This is a genomic window from Actinomycetospora aeridis, assembly GCF_037400275.1.
Classification (GTDB): Bacteria; Actinomycetota; Actinomycetes; order Mycobacteriales; family Pseudonocardiaceae; genus Actinomycetospora; species Actinomycetospora aeridis.
On record NZ_JBBEGL010000004.1, the window covers coordinates 639994 to 660823 of the forward strand.

Sequence of the window (20830 nt, forward strand, 5' to 3'; positions counted from 1 at the left end):
GCATCTCGTCGCCGGGCCGGGCGACACCCGTTCGAACGGATCTTCCCGGGCGCCGCGCGGGCTCCGGACGGCCCCGGAGACGACGACGGGGCGGGGACCCGTTGGTCCCCGCCCCGTGCGTTCCGTGCTGCGCTCGCGCGCGTCGATCAGGTCAGGCTGATCTTCGCGCCGGCCTCCTCGAGCTTGGCCTTGGCCGCGTCGGCGGCCTCCTTGTTGACGCCCTCGAGGATAGGCTTCGGGGCGCTCTCGACGAGCTCCTTGGCCTCCTTGAGGCCCAGGCCCGAGACGACCTCGCGGACGACCTTGATGACCTGGATCTTCTTGTCGCCGGCGCCCTCGAGGACGACGTTGAACTCGTCCTTCTCCTCCTCGGCGGGCGCGGCGGCACCGCCGGCGGCGGGGGCGGCGGCCGCGGCGACCGGGGCGGCCGCGGTGACCTCGAAGGTGTCCTCGAACTTCTTCACGAACTCGGAGAGCTCGATGAGGGTCATGTCCTTGAAGGCGTCGAGCAGCTCGTCGGTGGACAGCTTCGCCATGGTGGCGCTCCTAACGGATGAAACGGTGATGGGGGTGGGTGGGCCCGGTCAGGCCTCGGACGTGGCCTCGGACGGGGCCTCGGTCGCGGCCTCGGCGTCGGCGGACTCGACGGCGGCGACGGCGTCCTCGGTGCTGGCGCTGCCCTCGGCCGCGCGCTTGTCCTGCAGAGCGGCCGCGAGGCGGGCGATCTGCGAGGCCGGGGCGTTGAACAGGCCGGCGGCCTTGGCGAGGTTGCCCTTCATCGCGCCGGCGAGCTTGCCGAGCAGCACCTCGCGCGACTCGAGGTCCGCGAGCTGCGTGACCTCGGTGGCGGAGAGCGCGCGGCCCTCCATGTAGCCGCCCTTGACGACCAGCGCCTTGTTGTCCTTCTGGAAGTCGCGGAGCGCCTTGGCGGCGTCCACGGGCTCCCCGCTGACGAAGGCGATGGCCGTCGGGCCGACGAGCAGGTCGTCGAGGCCCTCGACCCCGGCGTCGGCGGCAGCCCGCTTGACCAGGGTGTTCTTGGCGACCGTGTAGTTCACGTCCGAGCCCAGCGACCGACGAAGCTGCGTGATCTGCTTCATCGACAGGCCGCGGTACTCGGTGACGACCATCGCCGAGGCGTCGCGGAACTCCGCGGCGATCTCGGCGACCGCGGCCACTTTGTCGGCAGCCGGAGCCCGGGTCTCATCTGCAGCCATGCGCGCCTCCTCTCTCGTACTCGGGCGACCGCGATGGCTCTCGGTGGCCCGGAACGACGAACGCCCCGTGCACAGGTGCACGGGGCGTCGGGACGGCGCACAGGTCCGAGACCTGGCGGTGTCGCGACCCTCGTCCTCCTGCGCGGGACGCCCCGTCGTGGGGCCTTCGTCCACCCCGGGCGGGCCCGGGGCGGAGACCAGCGGTCTCGGGTGGATCGGGGTGTTCGATCTGGTGCTCACTGTACGCGGCCCCTCGGGGCGCCCTGCGCAGCAGGGTCGCCCCGAGGGAGCGCGCTACGCCTCGGCGGAGAGCAGGTTCCGCGTGCGGTTCGGGTCGACCGGGATGCCCGGGCCCATCGTCGTCGTGACGGTGATCTTCTTGATGTAGCGGCCCTTGGCGGCGGCCGGCTTGGCGCGCAGGATCTCGTCCAGCGCGGCGCCGTAGTTCTCGACGAGCTTCTCGGTGTCGAAGCTCGCCTTGCCGATGATCAGGTGCAGGTTCGCCTGCTTGTCGACGCGGAAGTTCACCTTGCCGCCCTTGATGTCGCCGACGGCGCGGGCGACGTCCGGGGTGACCGTGCCGGTCTTCGGGTTCGGCATCAGCCCGCGCGGGCCGAGGATGCGGGCGACGCGGCCCACCTTGGCCATCTGGTCGGGCGCGGCGACGGCGGCGTCGAAGTCGAGCCAGCCGCCCTGGATGCGCTCGATGAGGTCGTCGGACCCCACGACGTCGGCGCCGGCGGACTCGGCGGCCGCGGCCGTGTCGCCGGTGGCGAACACGATGACGCGGGCGGTCTTGCCGGTGCCGTGCGGCAGGTTCACGGTGCCGCGGACCATCTGGTCGGCCTTGCGCGGGTCGACGCCCAGGCGCATGGCGACCTCGACGGTCGCGTCCATCGAGGTGGTCGTCGTCTCCTTGGCGAGGTTGACGCCCTCGAGGGGGGTGTAGAGCTTGTCGAAGTCCACCTTCTCGGCGGCCTGCTGGTACTTCTTGCTGCGCTTCATCTCTGTCCTTCGGGAACGGATCAGGTGTGGTCAGGGCTGCGCGGCCCTCCCACGGTGCCGACCGGCGCGTGCCGGTCGACGCGGGTGACGCCGGTCAGTCGGAGACGGTCAGACCCATCGACCGGGCGGTCCCGGCGATGATCTTCGACGCCTGGTCGAGGTCGTTGGCGTTGAGGTCCTGCATCTTGGTCTGCGCGATCTCGCGGACCTGGTCCTGCGTCACCGAGCCGACCTTCTTGCTGTGCGGCGTGGCGCTGCCGGACTTCACACCGGCCGCGGCGAGCAGGAGCTTGGCCGCCGGCGGGGTCTTGAGCTCGAAGGTGAAGGAACGGTCCTCGTAGACCGAGATCTCCACCGGCACGACCTGACCACGCTGCGCCTCGGTGGCGGCGTTGTAGGCCTTGCAGAACTCCATGATGTTGACGCCGTGCTGACCCAGGGCCGGGCCGACCGGCGGGGCCGGCGTCGCCGCGCCGGCGCTGATCTGCAGCTTGACGACCGCGGAGAGCCGTCGCTTCTTCGGGGGCATGACTTCCTCGTTGTTGCGGGTGGGTTCGGGTTCTAGATCTTGGAGACCTGGTTGAACCCGAGCTCGACCGGGGTCTCCCGGCCGAAGATCGAGACGAGCACCTTGAGCTTCTGCGCGTCGACGTTGACCTCGGAGATGCTCGCCGGGAGCGTCGCGAACGGGCCGTCCATGACGGTGACCGACTCGCCGACCTCGAAGTCGACCTCGACGGCGGGCTTGCCGGCGAAGTCCTCGGCGCCGGCCTTCTCGGCACCCTTGGTCTTCTTCGGCGTCTCCTGGCGGGGCAGGAGGAACTTGACGACCTCGTCGAGGGTCAGCGGCGACGGGCGCGACGTGGCACCGACGAAGCCCGTGACGCCCGGGGTGTTGCGCACCGCGCTCCACGAGGCGTCGTTGAGGTCCATCCGCACGAGGATGTAGCCGGGCAGCACCTTGCGCTGGACCTGCTTGCGCTGCCCATTCTTGATCTCGGTGACCTCCTCGGTGGGCACCTCGACCTGGAAGATGAACTCCTCGACGTCCAGCGTCTGGACACGGGTCTCGAGGTTGGCCTTCACCTTGTTCTCGTAGCCCGCGTAGGAGTGCACGACGTACCAGTCGCCGGGGGCGAGGCGCAGCGAGTCCTTGAGGGCCTGCGCCGGGTCGACCTCCTCCTCCTCCTCGACCTCGGCGGCCTCGGCGGAGACCGGCGCAGCGTCGGTCCGGGGGTCGACCTGGAGGTCGTCCTCGGTGTCCTCGCGGGCGGCGATGTCGCCGGTGCCGGCCGACTCCTCGGGGAGGTCGGAGTCGTCCTCGTCCGCCGGGGCACCGAGCGCGGCACGCGCCGCCTGCAGGTCGGCCTCGGGGTCGACCGTGTCCTCGGCGTCGTCGGAGTCCTCGTCCTCCGCCTCGCGCGCCTCCTTGGCCACGCGGGCCACCTCGGCGTCGTCGAGCGTGGCGGGGTTCTCCTCGGTGCTGAGGTCCCCGTAGGTGCCACTGCCCTCACGGACCATGACACCGCGCGTGCGCGACTCGCCGACGAGCTCGGGCTCGCCGCCGTCGGGGGTGCCGTTCTCGGACTCTGCGCCGGATCCTGCGGAGGTCACTTCTGTCTCACTTCCTTTGCACGGCGGGCACCGCGACGGTGCCCGGCCGGCCGCTCGGCGGAACGGTCAGCCGAAGAGGGCGAACACGGCCTTGGCGAAGACCCAGTCGAGGCCTGCCACCAGCGCCACCATGAACGACACGAACACGAGGACGACGAAGGTGTAGACCACGATCTGCCGCCGGGTGGGCCAGTGCACCTTGCGGAGCTCGGCCACCACCTCGCGCAGGAACCGCTGCAGGCGGGCGAACAGCGACCCCTGCGACCCGGCCTGGGTCCGGTCCCGCGTCGGGGTGGCCGTGCCCTTGCCCGTCGCGCGACCGCTCTCGGTGTCCGCGTCCGCGCCGGCGCCGTTCCCGGCCGCCCCGGCGCGCCGTCGACGGCCGGCTGCGGTGACCGGACGGGCGTCGTCGTCGTCGCTCGCGCGCCGACGCCGGCTGCTGTCCTCGCTCACTGCGCCGTCCTCACCGTCCTCGTCCACCACCCCGCCGGGCCGGCGGGCTTCACCGTCGCATCGGTGCAGGGGCGACAGGACTTGAACCTGCAACCTGCGGTTTTGGAGACCGCTGCTCTGCCAATTGAGCTACGCCCCTGTGGCGTTCCCGGAGGAGCGCCGTGGGACGGGGCGACGTCGATCCACACGACGACGAGCGCGCGGGAGCGACGGACGAACCGTCCCGAGCAGCAATGCTACGTCAAGCACCGGAGCCGTCCGGCGCCGGGCCCCGGGGACCGCCCGGGCGACGAAGAGAGATGCGGCCGTCTCCTAGGATACCGGGACATGGCATCGGTCACGTCGTCGTCCTCGGTCTCCCTGCAGCCCTCCGCCACCGATCGCCGCATCTCGGCGCGTGTCGGCGGGATCGCGGAGTCGGCGACGCTGGCGGTCGACGCGAAGGCCAAGGCCCTCAAGGCCGCCGGCCGTCCGGTGATCGGCTTCGGGGCCGGGGAGCCGGACTTCCCGACGCCCCAGCCGGTGGTCGACGCCGCCATCGCGGCGTGCTCCGACCCCAAGAACCACCGCTACTCCCCCGCGGCCGGCCTGCCCGAGCTGCGCGACGCGATCGCCGCGAAGACGGCGCGCGACTCGGGGTGGCAGGTCGAGGCCCGCCAGGTGCTCGTCACCAACGGCGGCAAGCAGGCCGTGTTCGAGGCGTTCGCGACGCTGATCGACCCGGGCGACGAGGTGCTGCTGCCCGCGCCGTACTGGACGACCTACCCCGAGGCCGTGCGCATGGCCGGTGGCGACCCCGTCCAGATCGACACCGACGAGTCCACCGGCTTCCTACCGACCGTCGAGGCCCTCGAGGCGGCCCGCACGCCGCGGACGAAGGCGCTGCTGTGGTGCTCGCCGTCCAACCCGACGGGCGCGGTCGCGCCGCGCGAGCTCGTCGAGGCCGTCGGGCGCTGGGCCGCCGAGCACGGGGTCTGGGTGATCGCCGACGAGATCTACGAGCACCTCGTCTACGACGGCGCCGAGCACGTCTCGATGCCCGTTGCCGTGCCCGAGGTCGCCGACCACTGCGTGGTGCTCAACGGCGTCGCCAAGACGTTCGCGATGACCGGGTGGCGGGTCGGCTGGATGATCGGCCCCGCCGACGTCGTCGCGGCCGGCATCAACATGCAGTCGCACCTGACCTCGAACGTCTGCAATGTCGCGCAGCGCGCGGCGCTCGCGGCCGTCACCGGGCCGCTCGACGCGGTCGCCGAGATGCGCACGGCGTTCGACCGTCGCCGCCGCCTGATCGTCGAGCTGCTCTCCGGCATCGAGGGCGTCACGTGCCCGGTGCCGCAGGGCGCGTTCTACGCCTACCCCTCGGTGGCCGGGCTGCTCGGCAAGGAGATCCGCGGCGAGCGCCCGCAGACCAGCGTCGACCTCGCCGCGCTCGTGCTCGAGCACGCCGAGGTCGCGGTGGTGCCGGGCGAGGCGTTCGGGAGCCCGGGCTACTTCCGGCTCTCCTACGCGCTCGGCGACGACGACCTGCGCACCGGCGTCACGCGCATGGGCGACCTGCTGGCGGAGGCACGCTGAGACCCGCGAACATCCGCGCCGACGGTCCCGCCGGGACCCCGAGTACGTCCGAGGAGTGCCGGTGGGCCGTCCCCCGATCGTCCTGCGCCTGTTCGTCGCCGTCGCCGTCGGGCTCCTCGGGCTCGCCGTCACGCCCGTGGCGATGGGCGCCCCGGCGGCCGCCGGGCAGGCCTACGTCGCGCTCGGCGACTCCTACACGGCCTCGCCGCTGACCGGCCCCCTCGCCGGTCCGCCGCCGGGCTGCCTGCGCTCGACGAACAACTACCCCCACCTCGTCGCCGAGGCCACCGGCGACCGGCTCACCGACGTGAGCTGCAGCGGCGCGCAGACCAAGGACTTCGCGGCCCCCCAGGCCGTGCAGGGCGGCGAGAACCCGCCGCAGTACGACGCCCTCGGGGCGGGCACCCAGCTCGTCACCGTCGGCATCGGCGGCAACGACATCGGGTTCTCCGAGATCGTCCAGGCCTGCGTGAGCCCGACGCCGTTCGGGACGCCGTGCCGCGACCGGTACACCCAGGGCCCGCACGACGAGCTCTCCGCGCGCATCGACGACCTGGGCGACCGGCTCGACGACGTCCTCGACGAGGTCCACCGCCGCGCCCCGGGCGCCCGCGTCCTGCTCGTCGGCTACCCGTCGGTGCTGCCGGCCGAGGGCCCGGGCTGCTACCCCGTGGTGCCCTACACCCCCGGCGACGTCGAGTACCTGCGCGGCGTGCTCTCCCACCTCAACGAGGAGATCGCCGACGCCGCCTCGGACGGCGACGCGACGTACGTCGACACCGCGACGCCGACCGTCGGCCACGACGTGTGCGCCCTGCCCGGCGAGCGGTGGATCGAGGGCCTCGTGCCCACCGCCCCCGCGGCGCCGGTGCACCCCAACGCCCTGGGCTCGGCGGCCCTCTCCCGCGCCGTCCTCGCGACCCTCGGCGTCCCCGCCCCGGCCTGACCGTGCGCGGCGCGGGGTCCGCAGCGAACGGGTATCTCGCTGCTTCTAGGCGCGCAAACACCGCGTTCGCGAACGCCGCGCGCTGCTGAGCCGTTCGCGAACGGGGACTTTCGACGCCTAGAAGCAGAGAACAGCACGTTCGCTGCACACCCCGAGCGAGCCGAGCCGGCGGTGCCTAGCGGGGGCGGACGGTGGCGACGGCCTTGCCCAGCACGCCGCGCCCGTCGAAGGTCGCCGTGACGCTCACCGTGCGGGTGCCGTCGTCGGCGACGTCGGTGACCTTCGCGCCGAGCTCGACGGACGCGCCGGCGTCGTCGTCCGGCACCACGACGGGCCGGGTGAAGCGCGAGGTGAAGGCGACGACGGCGGCGGGGTCGCCGGCGAGATCGGCGACGTAGCGCGCCGCCAGGGACATCGTGAACATGCCGTGCGCGATCACCCCGGGCAGCCCGACCTCGAGCGCCACGCGCTCGTTCCAGTGGATCGGGTTGAGGTCGCCGGACGCGCCGGCGTAGGCGACGAGATCGGCACGGGTGATCGTCACCGTGCGGGTCTCGAGCTGGTCGCCCGCGCTCGCGTCGAACAGCGCGCTCACGCCTCGCCGTCCTCGTCGCCGGCGCGGCCCACGAGGGTGGCGCGGGTGGTGGCCACGGTCTCGCCGTCGGCGTCGGCGACGTCGACGCGGAAGGTGATGACGTCGTTGCCCGCGAGCTCGCGGATCTCGTCGACGGCCACGACCGAGGTGACCACGTCCCCGGCGTGGAGCGGGCGGGTCAGCTCGAAGGTCTGGTCGCGGTGGATCACGCGCGAGAAGTCGAGGCCGAGCGCCGGGTCGTCGACCACGCGCCGGGTCGCGGGCCAGGTGAAGACCACCGGGAACGTCGTCGGGGCGACGACGTCCGGGTGGCCCGCCTGCCGGGCGGCCTCACGGTCGTGGTGCACGGGGTCGTCGGCGCCGACCGCCGCGGCGAACTCCCGGATCTTCTCCAGCGAGACCTCGTAGGTCTCCGCGGGCCAGGTCCGGCCCACGAAGGACGCGTCGAGCGGCACGGGGCCGCGCGTCAGCGGGTCTCGCGGTGGCCGCGGTGCGTGCCGCAGTGCGGGCAGAACTTCTTGATCGTGAGGCGATCGGGGTCGTTCCGCCGGTTCTTCCGCGTGATGTAGTTGCGGTTCTTGCACTCCTCGCAGGCCAGCGTGATCTTCGGACGGATGTCGGTGGTGGCCACGGAGGTTCCTCTCGTCACGGTGTTGCAGCACTGGCCGCGGGGCGGACCCACGACCCGGGTGGTAGCGGTGGCCGGACTTGAACCGGCGACACAACGATTATGAGCCGTTTGCTCTACCGACTGAGCTACACCGCCGCGGTGAGCACTCGCCACATGACACTGAGACGATCACGTGGCAGGGCGAACCCTGGTCCGCCGGCCTGCTCACCGAGAGCCCCTTTACGGAATCGAACCGTAGACCTTCTCCTTACCATGGAGACGCTCTGCCGACTGAGCTAAAGGGGCCTGCCCCGGAGGGCCGGTCATCAGAGTACATCGGCGGGTCACGCGATCAGTGTCCGGGGTCCCGGCGCCGCGCCCGGCTCGCCGGGGTGCACGTCGAGCGAGTCGAGCCAGGAGTCGAAGCACCGCGCGGGCAGCGGCCGGGACACCAGGTAGCCCTGGGCGACGTCGCAGCCCATGTCGACGAGCGCGGCCCGGACGGCAGCGCGCTCGACGCCCTCGGCGACGACGGTGAGGCCAAGCGTGTGGCCCATCTCGACGATCGCGCGGACGACGGCGACGTCGCCGTACTCCGTGCCCATGCCGAGCACGAAGCTCTTGTCGATCTTGACCTGGTCGACGGGGAGGCGGCGCAGGTGGGCCAGCGACGACTGGCCGGTGCCGAAGTCGTCGACGGCGAGGTGGCAGCCCAGCGCGTGCAGACGCCGCAGGACGGGCAGCGCGACCTCGCGCTCGGAGGACACCCCGGACTCGGTGAGCTCGAGGGTGAGCAGCTCGGCGGGCACGCCGTGGACGGCGAGCAGCGAGGCCACCTCGTCGGGGAAGCCGGCCGACCCGAGGTTGCCGACGGACACGTTGACCGCCACGGACAGCCGCATCCCGCGGTCGAGCCAGCGCCGGGCCGCGGCGAGCGACTCGTCGAGCACGAACGATGTCAGCTCGGCGATCTGGCCGGTGGCCTCGAGGACGGGGACGAACTCGTCGGGCAGGAGCAGGCCGAGCTCCGGGTGGTCCCAGCGCGCGAGCGCCTCGACCCCCACCACGGTGCGCTCGCCGAGGGACACGACGGGCTGGAAGTCGACGCGGACGTCGCGGCGCGAGACGGCCGCCGAGAACCCGCGGATGAGGCGCAGCCGGCGGGCGGCGCGCTCCCCCATGCTCGGCTCGTAGCAGCGCACCGGGTCGCCGCCGTCGCGCGTCGCGGCGAGCGCCACGTCGGCGCGGCGCAGCAGGGCGGCCGTGCGCTCCGGGCCGGCCTGGACGTCGGCGAGCCACGGCCCGTCGGCGGCGACGCCCACGACGACCGGGGGCTCGAAGCGCACGCCCTCCACCAGGTACGGGGCGAGCAGCCGCTCCCGCAGGTCCTCGGCCGCGGCGTGGGCCTCGTGGCCGTCGACCCCGGGCAGCAGCACCGCGAACGTGTCGCCCTCGAGGCGGGCGGCGACGGGCTCGGCGCCCGCGAGAAGGGGGAGGCGGACGCTCACGAGCCGCTCGGTGGCGAGGCGGACGAACACCTCGCCGCGGGCGTGACCGAGCGTGTCGTTCACCTGGCCGAGCAGGGCCAGGTCGACCACGGCCACCGCGCCGCCCGGGGCGACCGCCGCGTGCAGGAAGCCCTCGCGGTTGAGCAGGCCGGTGAGGGGGTCGCGGTGGGCGTCACGGCGCAGGCGTGCGGCGAGCGCCTCGGCCTCCGCGTCGTGCCGGCGGCGGCGCGCCCACTGCACCAGCAGGCCGACCACCGAACCCACGATGACCAGCACGAGCAGGCCGCCCAGGACCAGCACGGCGACGGGTGAGACCTCGTCGGGGGCGGCGGGAGCGGGGGCGGCGAGAGCGGGGGTGACGACCGCGGCGACGGACGACGCCACGGGAGCGTGGCTCACGGCACCACACTCCTTCCCGGTCGTCCCCCGACGTCTTCCGGACCCGCCGCCGACCGCATCCTCGCCGCGTTCACGGTCGGCAACAATTCGTAATCACTTGACTGCCGAGTAGTTCACTCGCCCGGACCATCATGCACCTAGTACCCGCTCCAACGATGACCCACCGGTACAGATGTGCACGACGGCGCACCCCGTCCGTGTCGTTCGGGGGAGAACCACCCGACCGGCCCAGCACACGACCGTCCGGCCGCTCTCGCTGCGCTGCGGGACGTCCGCTCTGGTGGGATGGCGGGCGGCGTCGCACGGCGCCGGACGGCGGCGACCGGGAGTGGGGTACGACGTGGCCGACGAGGGGCGCGGGGCCGTCAGGGGTGTGCGGGCGGGGATCGTGGCGACCGGCAGCGAGCTGCTGACCGGGCGCATCACCGATCGCAACGGTCCCTGGGTGGCCGAGCACCTCGGCGAGCTCGGCGTCGAGGTCTCCCACCTCCTGCTCGTCGGCGACCGTGGCGAGGACATGGCCGCGGCGCTGCGGTTCCTCGCGGGCGACGGCGTCGACCTGATCGTCACCACCGGCGGGCTCGGTCCCACGGCCGACGACCTGACCGGTGAGGTCGTCGCCGCGGCGACCGGGCGGCCGCTCGAGCTCGACGAGCACATGGAGAAGGTCGTCGGCGACATCATCAGCAAGTTCGCCGACCGCCTCCGGTGGGACGCCGACGCCCTCGCGGCGGCCAACCGCAAGCAGGCGATGGTGCCGCGCGGGGCGACGCCGATCCGGCCCGCGGGCACCGCGCCGGGGCTGGCCGTGCCGCCGCATCCCGAGCGGGGCGGCCCGACGGTGCTGGTGCTGCCCGGGCCGCCGCGCGAGGTGCGCGCGATGTGGGACGAGGCGTTGGCGTCCGGGCCGGTGCGGGAGGTCCTCGCCCGGACCGCGCCCTACGACGAGACCCACCTGCGGCTGTTCGGCGTGCCCGAGTCCGAGATCGCCGCGACCCTGCGCGACGTCGGCGAGACCACGGACCTCGCGCCGCTGGAGATCACCACGTGCCTGCGCGACTTCACCCTCGAGGTCGACCTCCGCCACGCCCCGGGCTCGACGGCCGCGGCGACGGCGCGCGACGCGGTCGTCGCCGAGATCGACCGCCGGCACGGACGCACGGTGTTCTCCCGCACCGGCCAGTCGATCGACGAGCTCCTGTTCGAGCTGCTCGACGGGCAGGTCGTCGCGACGGCGGAGTCGTGCACCGGGGGTCTGCTCGCGGGGCGTCTCACCGCCCCGGCCGGCGCGTCCGCCCACGTCGCCGGGGGCGTCGTCTCCTACTCCAACGACGCCAAGGCCGACCTGCTGGGCGTGCCCCGCGAGCTGATCGAGGCCCACGGGGCGGTGTCACCGCAGGTCGCCGAGGCCATGGCTGACGGCGCGCTCGCCCGGTTCGGCGCGACGATCGCGGTGGCGATCACCGGCGTCGCCGGCCCGGGCGGGGGCACCGAGGCCAAGCCCGTCGGCTACGTCTGCTTCTGCGTGCGGACCTCGGACGGGCGCACGTTCTCCCGCGACCCGGTGCTGCCCGGCGAGCGCGGCGACGTCCGCGAGCGCTCGGTCGTGCTCGCCATGCACCTGATGCGCCGCGTGCTCACCGGCGAGGGTGAGCCCGCCCCGGTCTAACCGGCGACACGCGCGATGAACGCGCTGACGTCGTCGAGGATCTCGGCGTTGGTGGTCTCGTTGAGGACCTCGTGCCGGGCGCCGGGCTCGATCCGAGTCGTCTGGTCGCTGCCCGCGAGCTTCTCCATGACCGGGCGGGTGGAGTCCAGCGGCACGAGCTGGTCGTCCTCGCCGTGCACCCAGAGCACGGGCAGCGCCCCGAAGCCCGGCCCGGCGGCGATGGTGTCCACCGAGGCCACGAACGCCTCGAGCGTCGGGCGCCTGAACGCCCCGTGCCACACCAGCGGGTCGGCCGCGTAGGCCTCGCCGACGGCGGGGTCGCGGGAGAGCACCGCGGGGTCGATGGGGACCTCGGGGATGGGGTCGTACTCGAGCAGCCCGAAGATGCCCGGGCTCCCGCCGACGACGGGGCCGGTGAGCACGAGGCCGGCGAGCACGTCTCCGGAGCGCTGGGCGTAGCGCGCCGCGATCAGCCCGCCCATGGAGTGCCCGAGCAGCACGACCGGCAGGCCGGGGTGCTCGTCCTGCGCCAGGCGGCGGACCCGGTCGAGGTCCTCGACGACGTCCTCGAAGTCCTCGACGACCACGCGCTCGCCCTCCGAGCGTCCGTGGCCGACGTGGTCGGGCGCGTAGGCGACGCCGCCGTCGCCGGCGAGGCGGTCGAGGACGTGGGCGTAGCGCCCCGAGTGCTCGCCGTAGCCGTGGGCGACGAGCACCACCCGCCGCGGCGGGCCGTCGGGGTCGCGCCGGCGCACCACGATGCGCCCGCGGGTGCCGTCGATCTCGAGGTCGGTCTCGGTGCCGGTCATGCGGGCGTCTCCAGGGCTCGGTGGGCGGTGGTGACGCCCAGGACGGCGTCGACCACCAGGTCGGGGTCGTCCCACATCGGCACGTGGCCGACGCGGGGCAGGCGCACGAACTCCGCGCCGGGGAGACGCTCGCGCAGCGCGACGCCGTGACGTCGCCAGGGGATCAGCCGGTCGCGCCCGCACCAGGCGACGCGCACCGGGCAGGGCAGCGACGGGAACGGCGCGACGCCCCCGTGCTCGGCGGCGCCGTCGAGCAGCTCGCGGAGGATCACGCACCCGGCGAGGTCGTCGAAGAGCTCGCCGACGTCGGCGGTGGGCACCCGGTCGCCGCGCTCGAGCACGCGGGCCAGCAGCAGGCGGCGCAGCCACGGCCGGCGCGCCGCGGCGCGGGCCGTCGGCGACCCCGCGAGGGCCGCGCCCAGGCGGAACGACCAGCCGAGACGTCGCAGGTCCCAGGCCGAGCCCCACCCGCCGGCCGGCGACAGCGCCACCACCGACCGGGCGCGGCCGCGCCGGGCGAGCTCGAGCGCCACCCACCCGCCGAGGGAGTTCCCGACGAGGTGGGCGGTCGGTATCCCCGCGGCGTCCATCTGCGCCTCGACGTCGTCGACGATCCCGGCGACGCCGACCGGCGTGCCGTCCGGCCACGCCGCCCCGCCGCGGTGCCCGGCCATCGTGGGGACGAGCACGGTGTGGTGCGCCTCGAGCGCGCTCCGGACCGGGTCCCAGGCACGCGCGGACATGCTCGCTCCGTGCAGGAGCACCAGGGGCTCAGCCACGCGACCGCCCCAGCGCCAGCACCTCGGCGAACCCGTCGGCCAGGTCCTGCTCGAAGCCCGCGAGGTCGGTGAACGACGCGGCGTCGAGGTTCGCGGCGACGCAGCAGGTGTCGCCGTGGGTGACCATGGCGATCATGGCCGCGCAGCCGGGCAGCGGCGCGAACGGGTAGCTTCGCACGATCTTCGCCCCGGCGAGGAAGGCGTCGTCCCGCAGGCCCGGGATGTTGCTGGCCTGCAGGTCGTTGCTCTTCGTCGCGCCGCCGCCGAAGCCGGCGACGACCGCGCCCGGCAGCCGGGCGAGCCAGGCGCTGACGATCTCGACGCTCTCCAGCGCCGGCTCGCCGAGCGCGATCTTCATCCGCCGCCGGACGTCGACCACCCGCGCGGCCGGGTCGGCGATCCCCACCGGTGCCGACAGCCGGGCGGGCGCGAAGTGGTTGCCGCCGGGCTCGTGCTCCTCGCGGCGGATCGACACCGGCAGCGTCACGGGCATGAGGCGGTCCGGCGGCAGCGGTTCGCCACGGCGCTCGGAGTAGCGGCGGAACGCGCCCAGCAGGCCGGCGACGTAGGCGTCGTTCACCGAGCCGCCGACCGACTTCCCGGCCGCGCGCAGCTCGGCGAACGGGACGTCCAGCGTGCGGAAGCGCCACGACGGGCTGCGGTGGGCGAGCGCGGGCAGCGGCGGTGCCGGTGGCGGCGAGAGGACCCGGCGGGCCGAGACCACGTAGGCGACGGCGTCGCGGACCGCGCGGTCCGGCCGGACCAGCGAGGAGGCCACGCCCAGCAGGCTCCGGGCGGCCCCGCCCACGAGCCCGAGGTCGCTGCGGACCTGCCGCACCACCTCGTGGGACAGGGTCGCCGGCGGCCCCGACGGCGGCGGTGGCTGGGGCTTGTCGGTCATCGGCTCGCGGGAGCGCGAGTGCAGCCCGGCCAGCAGCTGCGCGAGGCCCATGCCGTCGGAGAGGACGTGGCTGAGCTTGAACACCAGCGCCGCCCCGCCGTCGGGCAGCCCGCCGACGAGCGTCGCCTCCCACAGCGGGCGCGACGGGTCGAGCGGCGTCATCGCGATCTGCTCGGCGAGGGTGAACAGGCCCGGTGTCCCGGCGCCCTCGGGCAGGCGCAGCCGACGCAGGTGGTAGTGCAGGTCGAAGTCGGGGTCGAGCGCCCAGTGCGGCGTCCCGGCCCCGAGGAACGGCGTGACGATCCGCTCCCGGAACCGCGGGACGACCCGCGACGCCCACTCGGTGGCCGCGACGAACCGGTCCCAGTCGGGCTCCAGGTCGAGGGTCTCGACGATGACGACGGTCGAGCGCATCCGCGGGTCGGCCTCGACGCGCCACATCAGCGCCTCGAAGCCCGTGAGCTCCTCGGAGCGCGACCACAGCAGACGGCCGTCGTCGCTGCGGGGCGGGGTCGGGTCGAGACTCATCGCGCCCCCTCCAGCACCGCGACGAACCGGTCACGGACGTCCTCGACGTGCTCGGCGAGCGTGTCCACCGACCACGACGAGGTGTCGACGGGCGGCAGCACGTCGACGTGCACCGTGCCGCCGCGCAGCGTCTGGTGCCCGCGCCACATCACCTCGCCGGCGTCGTGGATGACGATCGGGACCATCGGGACGCCCGCCTGCAGCGCGATGTGGAACGCGCCCTTCTTGAACCGGCCGAGCCGCGGGGTGGGCGAGCGGGTGCCCTCGGGCGCGATGGCGAGCGACCAGCCCTCGTCGCGCAGCTTGCGCACGGCGGGCTCCAGGGCCTCCTTCGCCTGCCGGGTGTTGCCCCGGTCGACGAACGCGACCCCCGCCAGCCTGAACATCGCCCCCCACAGCGGGATCGAGGCGGCCTCGGCCTTGGCGACGCCGGTGAACCCGCCGCGCAGCAGCTTCATGAGCAGGGCGACGTCGATCTTGGACTGGTGGTTGAAGACGAAGACGCACGGCCGCGACGACCACAGGTGCTCGGCGCCCGTGACCTCGACGTCGATCCCGGCGAGCGCGAGGCCGACGTCGCCGGTCACCGAGCACGTCAGGTCGACCATCTGGCGCCGCGAGCGCCGGGCGAGCCCGACCGCGGCCGCCGTCCCGGCCGCGCCCAGCAGCGCGCCGTAGAAGCCCGCGGTGCGCAGGACGTCGCCCGGGGTCGCGAGCGCGCCGCCCCGTGGCTCGGTGGGCAGGACCGGCCAGGGCCCGCCGACGGGGGTCCCCGACTCCGCGACCGCCACCACGAGCGGGTGCTCGGCACGGTCGAGCAGCGCCGCCGCGCCGGGCCCGGCGTAGGCGAAGGCCACCGCCCGCTCCCCCAGCGCGGCCGCCTTGCGCTCGCCGCGGCCGTCGAGGAGCACGGGTCCGGCGACCTCGCCCGTGAGCTCCTCGCCCGTCGCCGCGACCTCGGTGGCCACCAGCTCGTCGGCGCCGAGGTCCTCGGCGACCGGCGCGAGCACCGGGCGGGGCGCGTGCCCGGTCAGCACGACGTGGTGCCCGGCGCGTCGGTGCTCCATGACCAGCGACCACATCTCGGGGCGCAGCGCGGCGCCGAGGTCGTCGCGCAGGACGGTCCGCGCGCGCCGGGCGAGGGTCGTCGCGTCCTCGCCCGCCCAGCCCGCGACGAGCCGGCGGACCGCGGCCTCGTCGTCACCCGCCCCGGCGAGCAGCGCGACGTCGCCGGGCAGCGCGCCCCACGCGGTGCGGCCCGACCGCAGCGCCTCCCCGGCGTGCGCGGCGACCGCGGAGCTCGCCAGCAGGGCCGTCTCGTCGACGACGGCGACGCTGCCCGCGGGCGCGGCGCGGACGGCGGCGCGGTGGGTGTCGAGCACGGAGAGCTCACTGCGGCGCGGCACCGAGCACCTCCTCGCGCAGCTCGCCCTCGCGCTCGCCGGCGCGGCGCAGGCGGTCGCGCACGGCGGCGACCTCGTCGCGCCAGGCCGCGCGGGCGGCCGGTGTCGCGTCCGCGCCGAGCAGGCCGCGGTTGTCGGCGGCCCGCAGGGCCGTGGTGAACAGCTCGCGGGAGACCACGTCGGCGCCCTGCAGCCGCTGCTGGCGCCACCACTGCTGCCCGAGCCCGGTGCACGCGTCGAGGAAGGGACCGCGGTCCTCCAGCGCACCCCCGGACGCTCCACCGTGCTCGGCGAGCACCGTCGCCACCACCCACTGCGACTCGACGAACGGCAGCAGCGTGCGGGGCGCCACCAGCAGGTCAGCCTTCCCGAGGAGGTCGGCGACGGCGCCGGTCGACGTCGGCGCGTCCCGCCCGGGCGCGAGGCGCTCGAGCTCGCCGAGCAGCTCGTCGCGGAAGTCGCGCTTGCGGGGGAAGAAGAACTCGAACTTGAGCAGGTCGCGCAGGGCGAGCGCCTCCTCCCAGCACGCCTCGAGGACCTGGTCGCCGGTGAGGTCGCGGCCGGAGTCGGCGACGGCCACCAGCGCCGTCTCCAGCACGGCGCGGGTGAGCAGGTGGTGCAGCACGCCGTTGCGGTAGAAGGCCGCGACGTGGTGGCGGTCCGGCCCGATCGACCACACCGTCTGCGGGCCCTCGTCGAAGCGCTCGACCACGCCGACCGACACGAGCCGCTCGAGCGTCTCCGCGAGCCCGTCGTCCGCGTCGAGGTCGCCGATGGCGGGCTCGTCGGCGAGCAGCCGCCGCACGGGCGCGACGACCCCGCGGACCTGCTCGAAGGTCAGCGCGCGCCCGGCGGCGCCGAGCAGCGCGAACGTGACCACCGACGTCGGCGTCACCGGGGTGGCCCGGTTGATCCCCACGCAGACGCGGAAGGCGACCTTCTCCAGCTGCGACGGGCCGTCGCCGGCGTCGTCCAGAGCCGCGCGCAGCGCGACGGGCTCGCCGAAGCGGATGCGCGCGGAGCCGATGCGGCGCTGCTGGTCGCGCATGTAGCCCGCGAGCCAGCCGAGCCCCTCGGCCTTCTTCCCCGCGCCCCCCTGCTCCGCGGCGAGCGCGCCCACCTCGTGGAGCTGGTCGTAGTGCAGCGACACCGGCACGAGCAGCGGGTCGTACCCCGGCGAGTCGGCGGGGAGCTGGTCGGCGGCGTCGACGAGGTAGCGCAGCAGCCCGTACTTCGGCGGGCGCAGCTTCCCGGTGCGCGTGCGGCCGCCCTCGATGTACCACTCGAGGTTGAAGCGCTTGTCGAGCAGATGGCCGAAGTACTCGCGGACCGCGAACTTGTAGATCGCGTCGTCGCCGAAGCTGCGGCGGATGAACACGATCCCGGCCCGCCGGCCGAGGGTGCCGAGCGGCCAGAACGCGAGGTTGTTGCCGCCGAGGACGTGGTTGCGCGGGAAGTCGTGGGCGTGCAGCACCTCGGCGAGCACCAGGGGATCGGCGTAGCTCCGGTGCGAGGGCAGGAACACCAGCGGCCGGGTCCGGCCGAGCTCGCGCAGGTCGGGCAGGCTCGAGGTGTCGACGTCGAGGTCCCACGCCCGGCGGTGCAGCGGGCTCATCACCGACCGGAACGCCTCGATCGCGGGCGGGCTCTGCACCGCGGCCATCTCCGCCAGGCAGCTCGCCGTGCGCGCGAGCACGTCGTCCACCGACATCCCGAGCTCCCGCGCGAGCGCCTCGGCCCGCGCCCGGACCGCCGACGACGCGACGATCTGCTCGGCCATGAGGCGCGGCACCTTGTAGCGGTCACCGGTCAGCCGGCGCTCGGCCCGGTCGCAGGCCAGCGTCGCCCGTCGCCGCACGAACGCGACGAAGCCGGCGCCGTCGGGCGCGCCGACCTCCTGGTCGCCCTCGCGCCGCAGCTGCTCGACCGTGGCCGCGTCGCCCGCGACCACCCGGCCGCGCGCCGGCGACCAGCCCCGCACGCGGGCGTGCGCGTGGCGCAGGCCGCGGCGACGGGCGCTCAGCGAGAGCAGGTCGCCCAGCGCCGGGGCGTCGGACGAGGCCCGCTCGGCGGGCGGCCAGACCACGCGGACCGGCACCACCGTGGTGTCCGGGCCCGCGCCGTCGAGGGCCCCGGCGAGCTCGCGGGCGCCGTCGGGGACGACGCGCACCCCGTTCCCGCCGTAGGTCGTCTCGGTCCACTCGCGGACGAGCTCGCGCTCCGCCCGTGACCGTGCCCCGGACAGCACCAAGGTCGCCACTCTGCGCCCCCTCACCGCCCCGTGGGGGACGGGCTCAGCCCCCGAGCGAGCAGGGCATGGTCTTCACCGCGTGCACGAAGTTGCTGCGCAGCATCTCCGGCGGCCCGACGGTCAGGCCGGGGGCCCGCGTCAGGAGCTCGGAGAAGATCTGCCGCAACTGGGTGCGCGCGAGCATGTTGCCCAGGCAGAAGTGCGGTCCGCCACCCCCGAAGCCGACGTGCGGGTTGGGGTCGCGGGACAGGTCGAAGGACTGCGGGTCGGCGAAGACCTCGTCGTCCCGGTTGCCCGACTCGTAGAACATGACGACCTTGTCGCCCGCCGCGATCCGCTGTCCGCGCAGCTCGGTGTCCTCCACCGCGGTCCGGCGGAACGTCAGCACCGGCGAGGCGTGCCGGACGAACTCCTCGACCGCGGAGCGCATCCGGCCGTCGAGGTCCTCGGCGAGCCAGGCCCGCTGGTCGGGATGCTCGGTGAGCCGGAGCATGGAATGGGCGATGGTGTTGCGCGTGGTGTCGTTGCCGGCCACCGACAGGAGCACGAAGAAGGCGCCGATCTCCGGGTCGGTGAGGCTCTCGCCGTCGACCTCCGCCTGGACCAGGTTGGTCATGAGGTCGTCGCGGGGGTCCTGGCGGCGGGTCGCGACGAGCTCCATCGCCGGGCCGAGCAGGTCGTTCAGCGCCTGCCCGGCGGCCGCGACCGGGTCCTCGAGGCCCAGGTTCTCGAGCACGTCCGGGTCGTTGGTCGCGACGAGCAGGTCGGCGGCCTCGGCGAGCGAGTCCTGGTGCTCCTCGGGCGCGCCCATGAGGTCGTAGATCGTGCCCATCGGCAGCTGCTTGGCCACGAGCTGCACGAAGTCGCCGTCACCCTCCTCGAGGAGGCGGTCGACGATCGTGCGGGCGCGCTGCGCGATCCGGTCCTCGACCCGCGCCACCTGCTTCGGGGTGAACGCGGCGCTGACGATCTTGCGGAGCTTCGTGTGCCGCGGCGCGTCCATGGCGAGGAACGACTGCGTCGCCTCGAGGATCTCCGGCGGCGCGTCCTGGAGCTGCACGCCCTGCCCGGAGCAGAACAGCTTCGGGTTCTTGCTGACGTGCCCGATGTCGGAGTGACGCACGACGGCCCAGAAGCCGGGGTCGTCCGGGTTCGGCATGAGCATGCCCTCGGCCGGACGGTGCCAGGAGACCGGTCGCTCGCGCCGGAGCTCGGCGAACGTCGCGTCGCGCTCGGCCATCGGCCGGCCCCAGAAGTCCAGCGAGGACAGGTCGAGGGGGTCGAGGTCGGGCTTCGATGCGGTGGTCACGTGCTCGCTCCCTGCTGGGCCTTCTTCGCCTCGCGCTGCTGGCGTCGCTGCTCGGCGAGCTCGAGGGCGTCGTCCCAGGTCTTGCGCCCGCCGATGAGCCGGCGGTACTTCATGACCTCGGCGGGCATGTCGACGGCCAGGGCGCCGACGATGCGGTCGCCGGCGCGGTAGATCGCGGTGAACGGCCCTCCCTCGGCGTCGTCACCCGCGACGACCTCGACGTGGTCCCCGGCCGCGATCCCCACGAACTGGACGCGGCCGTCGTACCAGTCCGACCAGAAGTACGGGACGGTCTCGTAGGGCTTGGCCGACGACGGGTCGACGGCGTGCCGGGCCGCGCGCCCGCCCTGGTCGGCCGCCGAGGTCCAGTGCTCGAGGCGCATGGTGCCCCCGGCGACGTCGCTGAACAGCGCGTTCGGCCAGCGCGCGATGTCGCCCGCGACGTACACGCCCGGCGCCGCGGCGAGGGTCTCGTCGGCCACGACCCCGTCGTCGATCGTCAGCCCGGAGCCCTCGAGCCAGTCGGTGGCCGGGCGGGCGCCGATGCCGACGACGAGCACGTCGCTGTCCACCCGGCTGCCGTCGCCGAGGCGCACGCCGGTGACCCGGCCGTTCTCGGCCAGGACCTCCTCCACCGCCACCCCGGTGCGCACCTCGGTGCCGTGACGGCGGTGCAGGTGGGTCAGCGCGCGGCCCATGCGCTCGCCGACCGCGCGGGCCAGCGGGGTCTCGAGCGCCTCGAGGATCGTCACCTCCAGGCCCAGCGTGCGGCCCACCGCGGCCACCTCGGAGCCGATGAACCCGGCCCCGACCACGGTCAGCCGCCGCGCGCCGCCGCGCAGGGCCGCGCGCAGGGCGATCGCGTCGTCGAGGGTGCGCACGGTGTGCACGCCCTCGATCCCCTCGGTGCCGGGCAGAGCCCGGGCGTGCGCACCGGTGGCGATGACCAGGCCGTCGTAGGACAGCGTGCGCTCGCCCACGGTGACCGTGCGCGCGGTGGTGTCGAGCTCGGAGGCCGGCGTGCCGAGCACCAGCTCGACGTCGAGGTCGCCGGCGAAGGTCTCCTCCTCGCGGTAGCGCGGGTCGGGGCACTCCTCGGCGGAGAGGTACTCCTTCGACAGCGGCGGCCGGTCGTAGGGCAGGTGCTCCTCGGCCCCGACCAGCGTCACCTCCCCGTCGAACCCGTCCCGCCGGACGGCCTCGACCGCCCGCAGCCCGGCCAGCGACGCCCCGACCACCACCAGGTGCGTCACGCC

Annotated in this window: 20 protein-coding genes and 3 tRNA genes; 3 read left to right on the top strand and 20 right to left on the bottom strand. The window is 74.4% G+C overall.

Going from position 1 to position 20830, the window contains the following annotated elements; genetic code table 11:
- Window positions 1–146: 146 nt before the first annotated feature.
- From rplL to WCD41_RS17665, 7 genes are all read right to left on the bottom strand, one after another.
- The gene (gene rplL, locus WCD41_RS17635; RefSeq protein WP_133829635.1) at window positions 147–536 is read right to left on the bottom strand and encodes a 50S ribosomal protein L7/L12; all 390 of its coding nucleotides are present in this window, start codon (window positions 534–536) and stop codon (window positions 147–149) included.
- A 48-nt stretch (window positions 537–584) separates the two neighbouring features.
- Window positions 585–1217, bottom strand: coding sequence for a 50S ribosomal protein L10 (gene rplJ / locus WCD41_RS17640; RefSeq protein ID WP_337714755.1), 633 nt, complete (start codon window positions 1215–1217; stop codon window positions 585–587).
- 294 nt (window positions 1218–1511) lie between these two features.
- On the bottom strand, window positions 1512–2222 hold the full coding sequence (gene rplA / locus WCD41_RS17645; RefSeq protein ID WP_337714756.1) for a 50S ribosomal protein L1: 711 nt from the start codon (window positions 2220–2222) through the stop codon (window positions 1512–1514).
- A 94-nt stretch (window positions 2223–2316) separates the two neighbouring features.
- Window positions 2317–2751, bottom strand: a complete 435-nt coding sequence (rplK, locus tag WCD41_RS17650) for a 50S ribosomal protein L11 (RefSeq protein WP_337714757.1) — start codon at window positions 2749–2751, stop codon at window positions 2317–2319.
- Between the two features lie 32 nt (window positions 2752–2783).
- On the bottom strand, window positions 2784–3836 hold the full coding sequence (gene nusG, locus WCD41_RS17655) for a transcription termination/antitermination protein NusG (protein ID WP_337714758.1): 1053 nt from the start codon (window positions 3834–3836) through the stop codon (window positions 2784–2786).
- 66 nt (window positions 3837–3902) lie between these two features.
- A complete protein-coding gene (gene secE, locus WCD41_RS17660; RefSeq protein WP_337714759.1) occupies window positions 3903–4289 on the bottom strand; it encodes a preprotein translocase subunit SecE in 387 nt (128 codons plus the stop codon).
- Window positions 4290–4355: 66 nt separating this feature from the next.
- A tRNA-Trp gene (locus WCD41_RS17665) sits at window positions 4356–4428 on the bottom strand.
- A 188-nt stretch (window positions 4429–4616) separates the two neighbouring features.
- Here WCD41_RS17665 and WCD41_RS17670 point away from each other — a divergent pair.
- Together WCD41_RS17670 and WCD41_RS17675 are read left to right on the top strand one after the other, a co-directional pair.
- Window positions 4617–5867, top strand: coding sequence for a pyridoxal phosphate-dependent aminotransferase (locus WCD41_RS17670; protein WP_337714760.1), 1251 nt, complete (start codon window positions 4617–4619; stop codon window positions 5865–5867).
- Window positions 5868–5928: 61 nt separating this feature from the next.
- Window positions 5929–6813, top strand: coding sequence for an SGNH/GDSL hydrolase family protein (locus WCD41_RS17675; protein WP_337714761.1), 885 nt, complete (start codon window positions 5929–5931; stop codon window positions 6811–6813).
- 175 nt (window positions 6814–6988) lie between these two features.
- On the opposite strand, the gene WCD41_RS17680 is transcribed toward WCD41_RS17675, so the two are convergent.
- The 6 genes from WCD41_RS17680 to WCD41_RS17705 all read right to left on the bottom strand — a co-directional run bounded on the left by WCD41_RS17680 (window position 6989) and on the right by WCD41_RS17705 (window position 9925).
- Window positions 6989–7408, bottom strand: coding sequence for a MaoC/PaaZ C-terminal domain-containing protein (locus WCD41_RS17680; RefSeq protein WP_337714762.1), 420 nt, complete (start codon window positions 7406–7408; stop codon window positions 6989–6991).
- A complete protein-coding gene (locus WCD41_RS17685) occupies window positions 7405–7863 on the bottom strand; it encodes an FAS1-like dehydratase domain-containing protein (protein WP_337714763.1) in 459 nt (152 codons plus the stop codon). The genes WCD41_RS17680 and WCD41_RS17685 overlap by 4 nt, the downstream gene beginning before the upstream one ends.
- An 11-nt stretch (window positions 7864–7874) precedes the next feature.
- On the bottom strand, window positions 7875–8039 hold the full coding sequence (gene rpmG, locus WCD41_RS17690; protein ID WP_116708438.1) for a 50S ribosomal protein L33: 165 nt from the start codon (window positions 8037–8039) through the stop codon (window positions 7875–7877).
- 59 nt (window positions 8040–8098) lie between these two features.
- Window positions 8099–8174, bottom strand: a tRNA-Met gene (locus WCD41_RS17695).
- A 77-nt stretch (window positions 8175–8251) separates the two neighbouring features.
- Window positions 8252–8324 (bottom strand) — tRNA-Thr (locus WCD41_RS17700).
- A gap of 38 nt (window positions 8325–8362) precedes the next feature.
- Complete coding sequence (locus WCD41_RS17705; protein WP_337714764.1) at window positions 8363–9925, bottom strand: putative bifunctional diguanylate cyclase/phosphodiesterase; 1563 nt, start codon at window positions 9923–9925, stop codon at window positions 8363–8365.
- Between the two features lie 388 nt (window positions 9926–10313).
- On the opposite strand from WCD41_RS17705, the gene WCD41_RS17710 reads away from it, so the two are divergent.
- Window positions 10314–11594 carry a competence/damage-inducible protein A gene (locus tag WCD41_RS17710; RefSeq protein ID WP_337714765.1) on the top strand — a complete coding sequence of 427 codons (1281 nt, stop codon included), beginning with the start codon at window positions 10314–10316 and terminating at the stop codon, window positions 11592–11594.
- On the opposite strand, the gene WCD41_RS17715 is transcribed toward WCD41_RS17710, so the two are convergent.
- The 7 genes from WCD41_RS17715 to WCD41_RS17745 are packed head-to-tail and all read right to left on the bottom strand — an operon-like array spanning window position 11591 to window position 20827.
- The gene (locus WCD41_RS17715) at window positions 11591–12403 is read right to left on the bottom strand and encodes an alpha/beta hydrolase (RefSeq protein ID WP_337714766.1); all 813 of its coding nucleotides are present in this window, start codon (window positions 12401–12403) and stop codon (window positions 11591–11593) included. The two genes, WCD41_RS17710 and WCD41_RS17715, sit on opposite strands and share 4 nt — an antisense overlap.
- Window positions 12400–13182 (bottom strand): alpha/beta fold hydrolase, encoded by a 783-nt coding sequence (locus tag WCD41_RS17720; protein ID WP_337714767.1) that lies wholly within the window; start codon window positions 13180–13182, stop codon window positions 12400–12402. The genes WCD41_RS17715 and WCD41_RS17720 overlap by 4 nt, the downstream gene beginning before the upstream one ends.
- Entirely contained in the window at window positions 13175–14611 is a 1437-nt protein-coding gene (locus WCD41_RS17725; RefSeq protein ID WP_337714768.1) for a wax ester/triacylglycerol synthase domain-containing protein, read from the bottom strand. The genes WCD41_RS17720 and WCD41_RS17725 overlap by 8 nt, the downstream gene beginning before the upstream one ends.
- Entirely contained in the window at window positions 14608–16017 is a 1410-nt protein-coding gene (locus WCD41_RS17730) for a 1-acylglycerol-3-phosphate O-acyltransferase (protein ID WP_337714769.1), read from the bottom strand. The genes WCD41_RS17725 and WCD41_RS17730 overlap by 4 nt, the downstream gene beginning before the upstream one ends.
- Window positions 16001–18274, bottom strand: a complete 2274-nt coding sequence (locus tag WCD41_RS17735; RefSeq protein WP_337714770.1) for a glycerol-3-phosphate 1-O-acyltransferase — start codon at window positions 18272–18274, stop codon at window positions 16001–16003. Before WCD41_RS17735 ends, WCD41_RS17730 begins: the two co-directional genes overlap by 17 nt.
- 34 nt (window positions 18275–18308) lie before the next feature.
- On the bottom strand, window positions 18309–19574 hold the full coding sequence (locus WCD41_RS17740) for a cytochrome P450 (protein ID WP_337714771.1): 1266 nt from the start codon (window positions 19572–19574) through the stop codon (window positions 18309–18311).
- Window positions 19571–20827: an NAD(P)/FAD-dependent oxidoreductase gene (locus WCD41_RS17745; protein WP_337714772.1), complete on the bottom strand. Its 1257-nt coding sequence runs from the start codon at window positions 20825–20827 to the stop codon at window positions 19571–19573. The genes WCD41_RS17740 and WCD41_RS17745 overlap by 4 nt, the downstream gene beginning before the upstream one ends.
- Window positions 20828–20830 lie beyond the last annotated feature (3 nt).

Coding starts and splice junctions, on each gene's coding strand:
- rplL (WP_133829635.1), bottom strand. CDS start 536: ATGGCGAAGCTGTCCACCGACGAGCTGCTCGACGCCTTCAAGGACATG.
- rplJ (WP_337714755.1), bottom strand. CDS start 1,217: ATGGCTGCAGATGAGACCCGGGCTCCGGCTGCCGACAAAGTGGCCGCG.
- rplA (WP_337714756.1), bottom strand. CDS start 2,222: ATGAAGCGCAGCAAGAAGTACCAGCAGGCCGCCGAGAAGGTGGACTTC.
- rplK (WP_337714757.1), bottom strand. CDS start 2,751: ATGCCCCCGAAGAAGCGACGGCTCTCCGCGGTCGTCAAGCTGCAGATC.
- WCD41_RS17670 (WP_337714760.1), top strand. CDS start 4,617: ATGGCATCGGTCACGTCGTCGTCCTCGGTCTCCCTGCAGCCCTCCGCC.
- WCD41_RS17715 (WP_337714766.1), bottom strand. CDS start 12,403: ATGACCGGCACCGAGACCGACCTCGAGATCGACGGCACCCGCGGGCGC.
- WCD41_RS17725 (WP_337714768.1), bottom strand. CDS start 14,611: ATGAGTCTCGACCCGACCCCGCCCCGCAGCGACGACGGCCGTCTGCTG.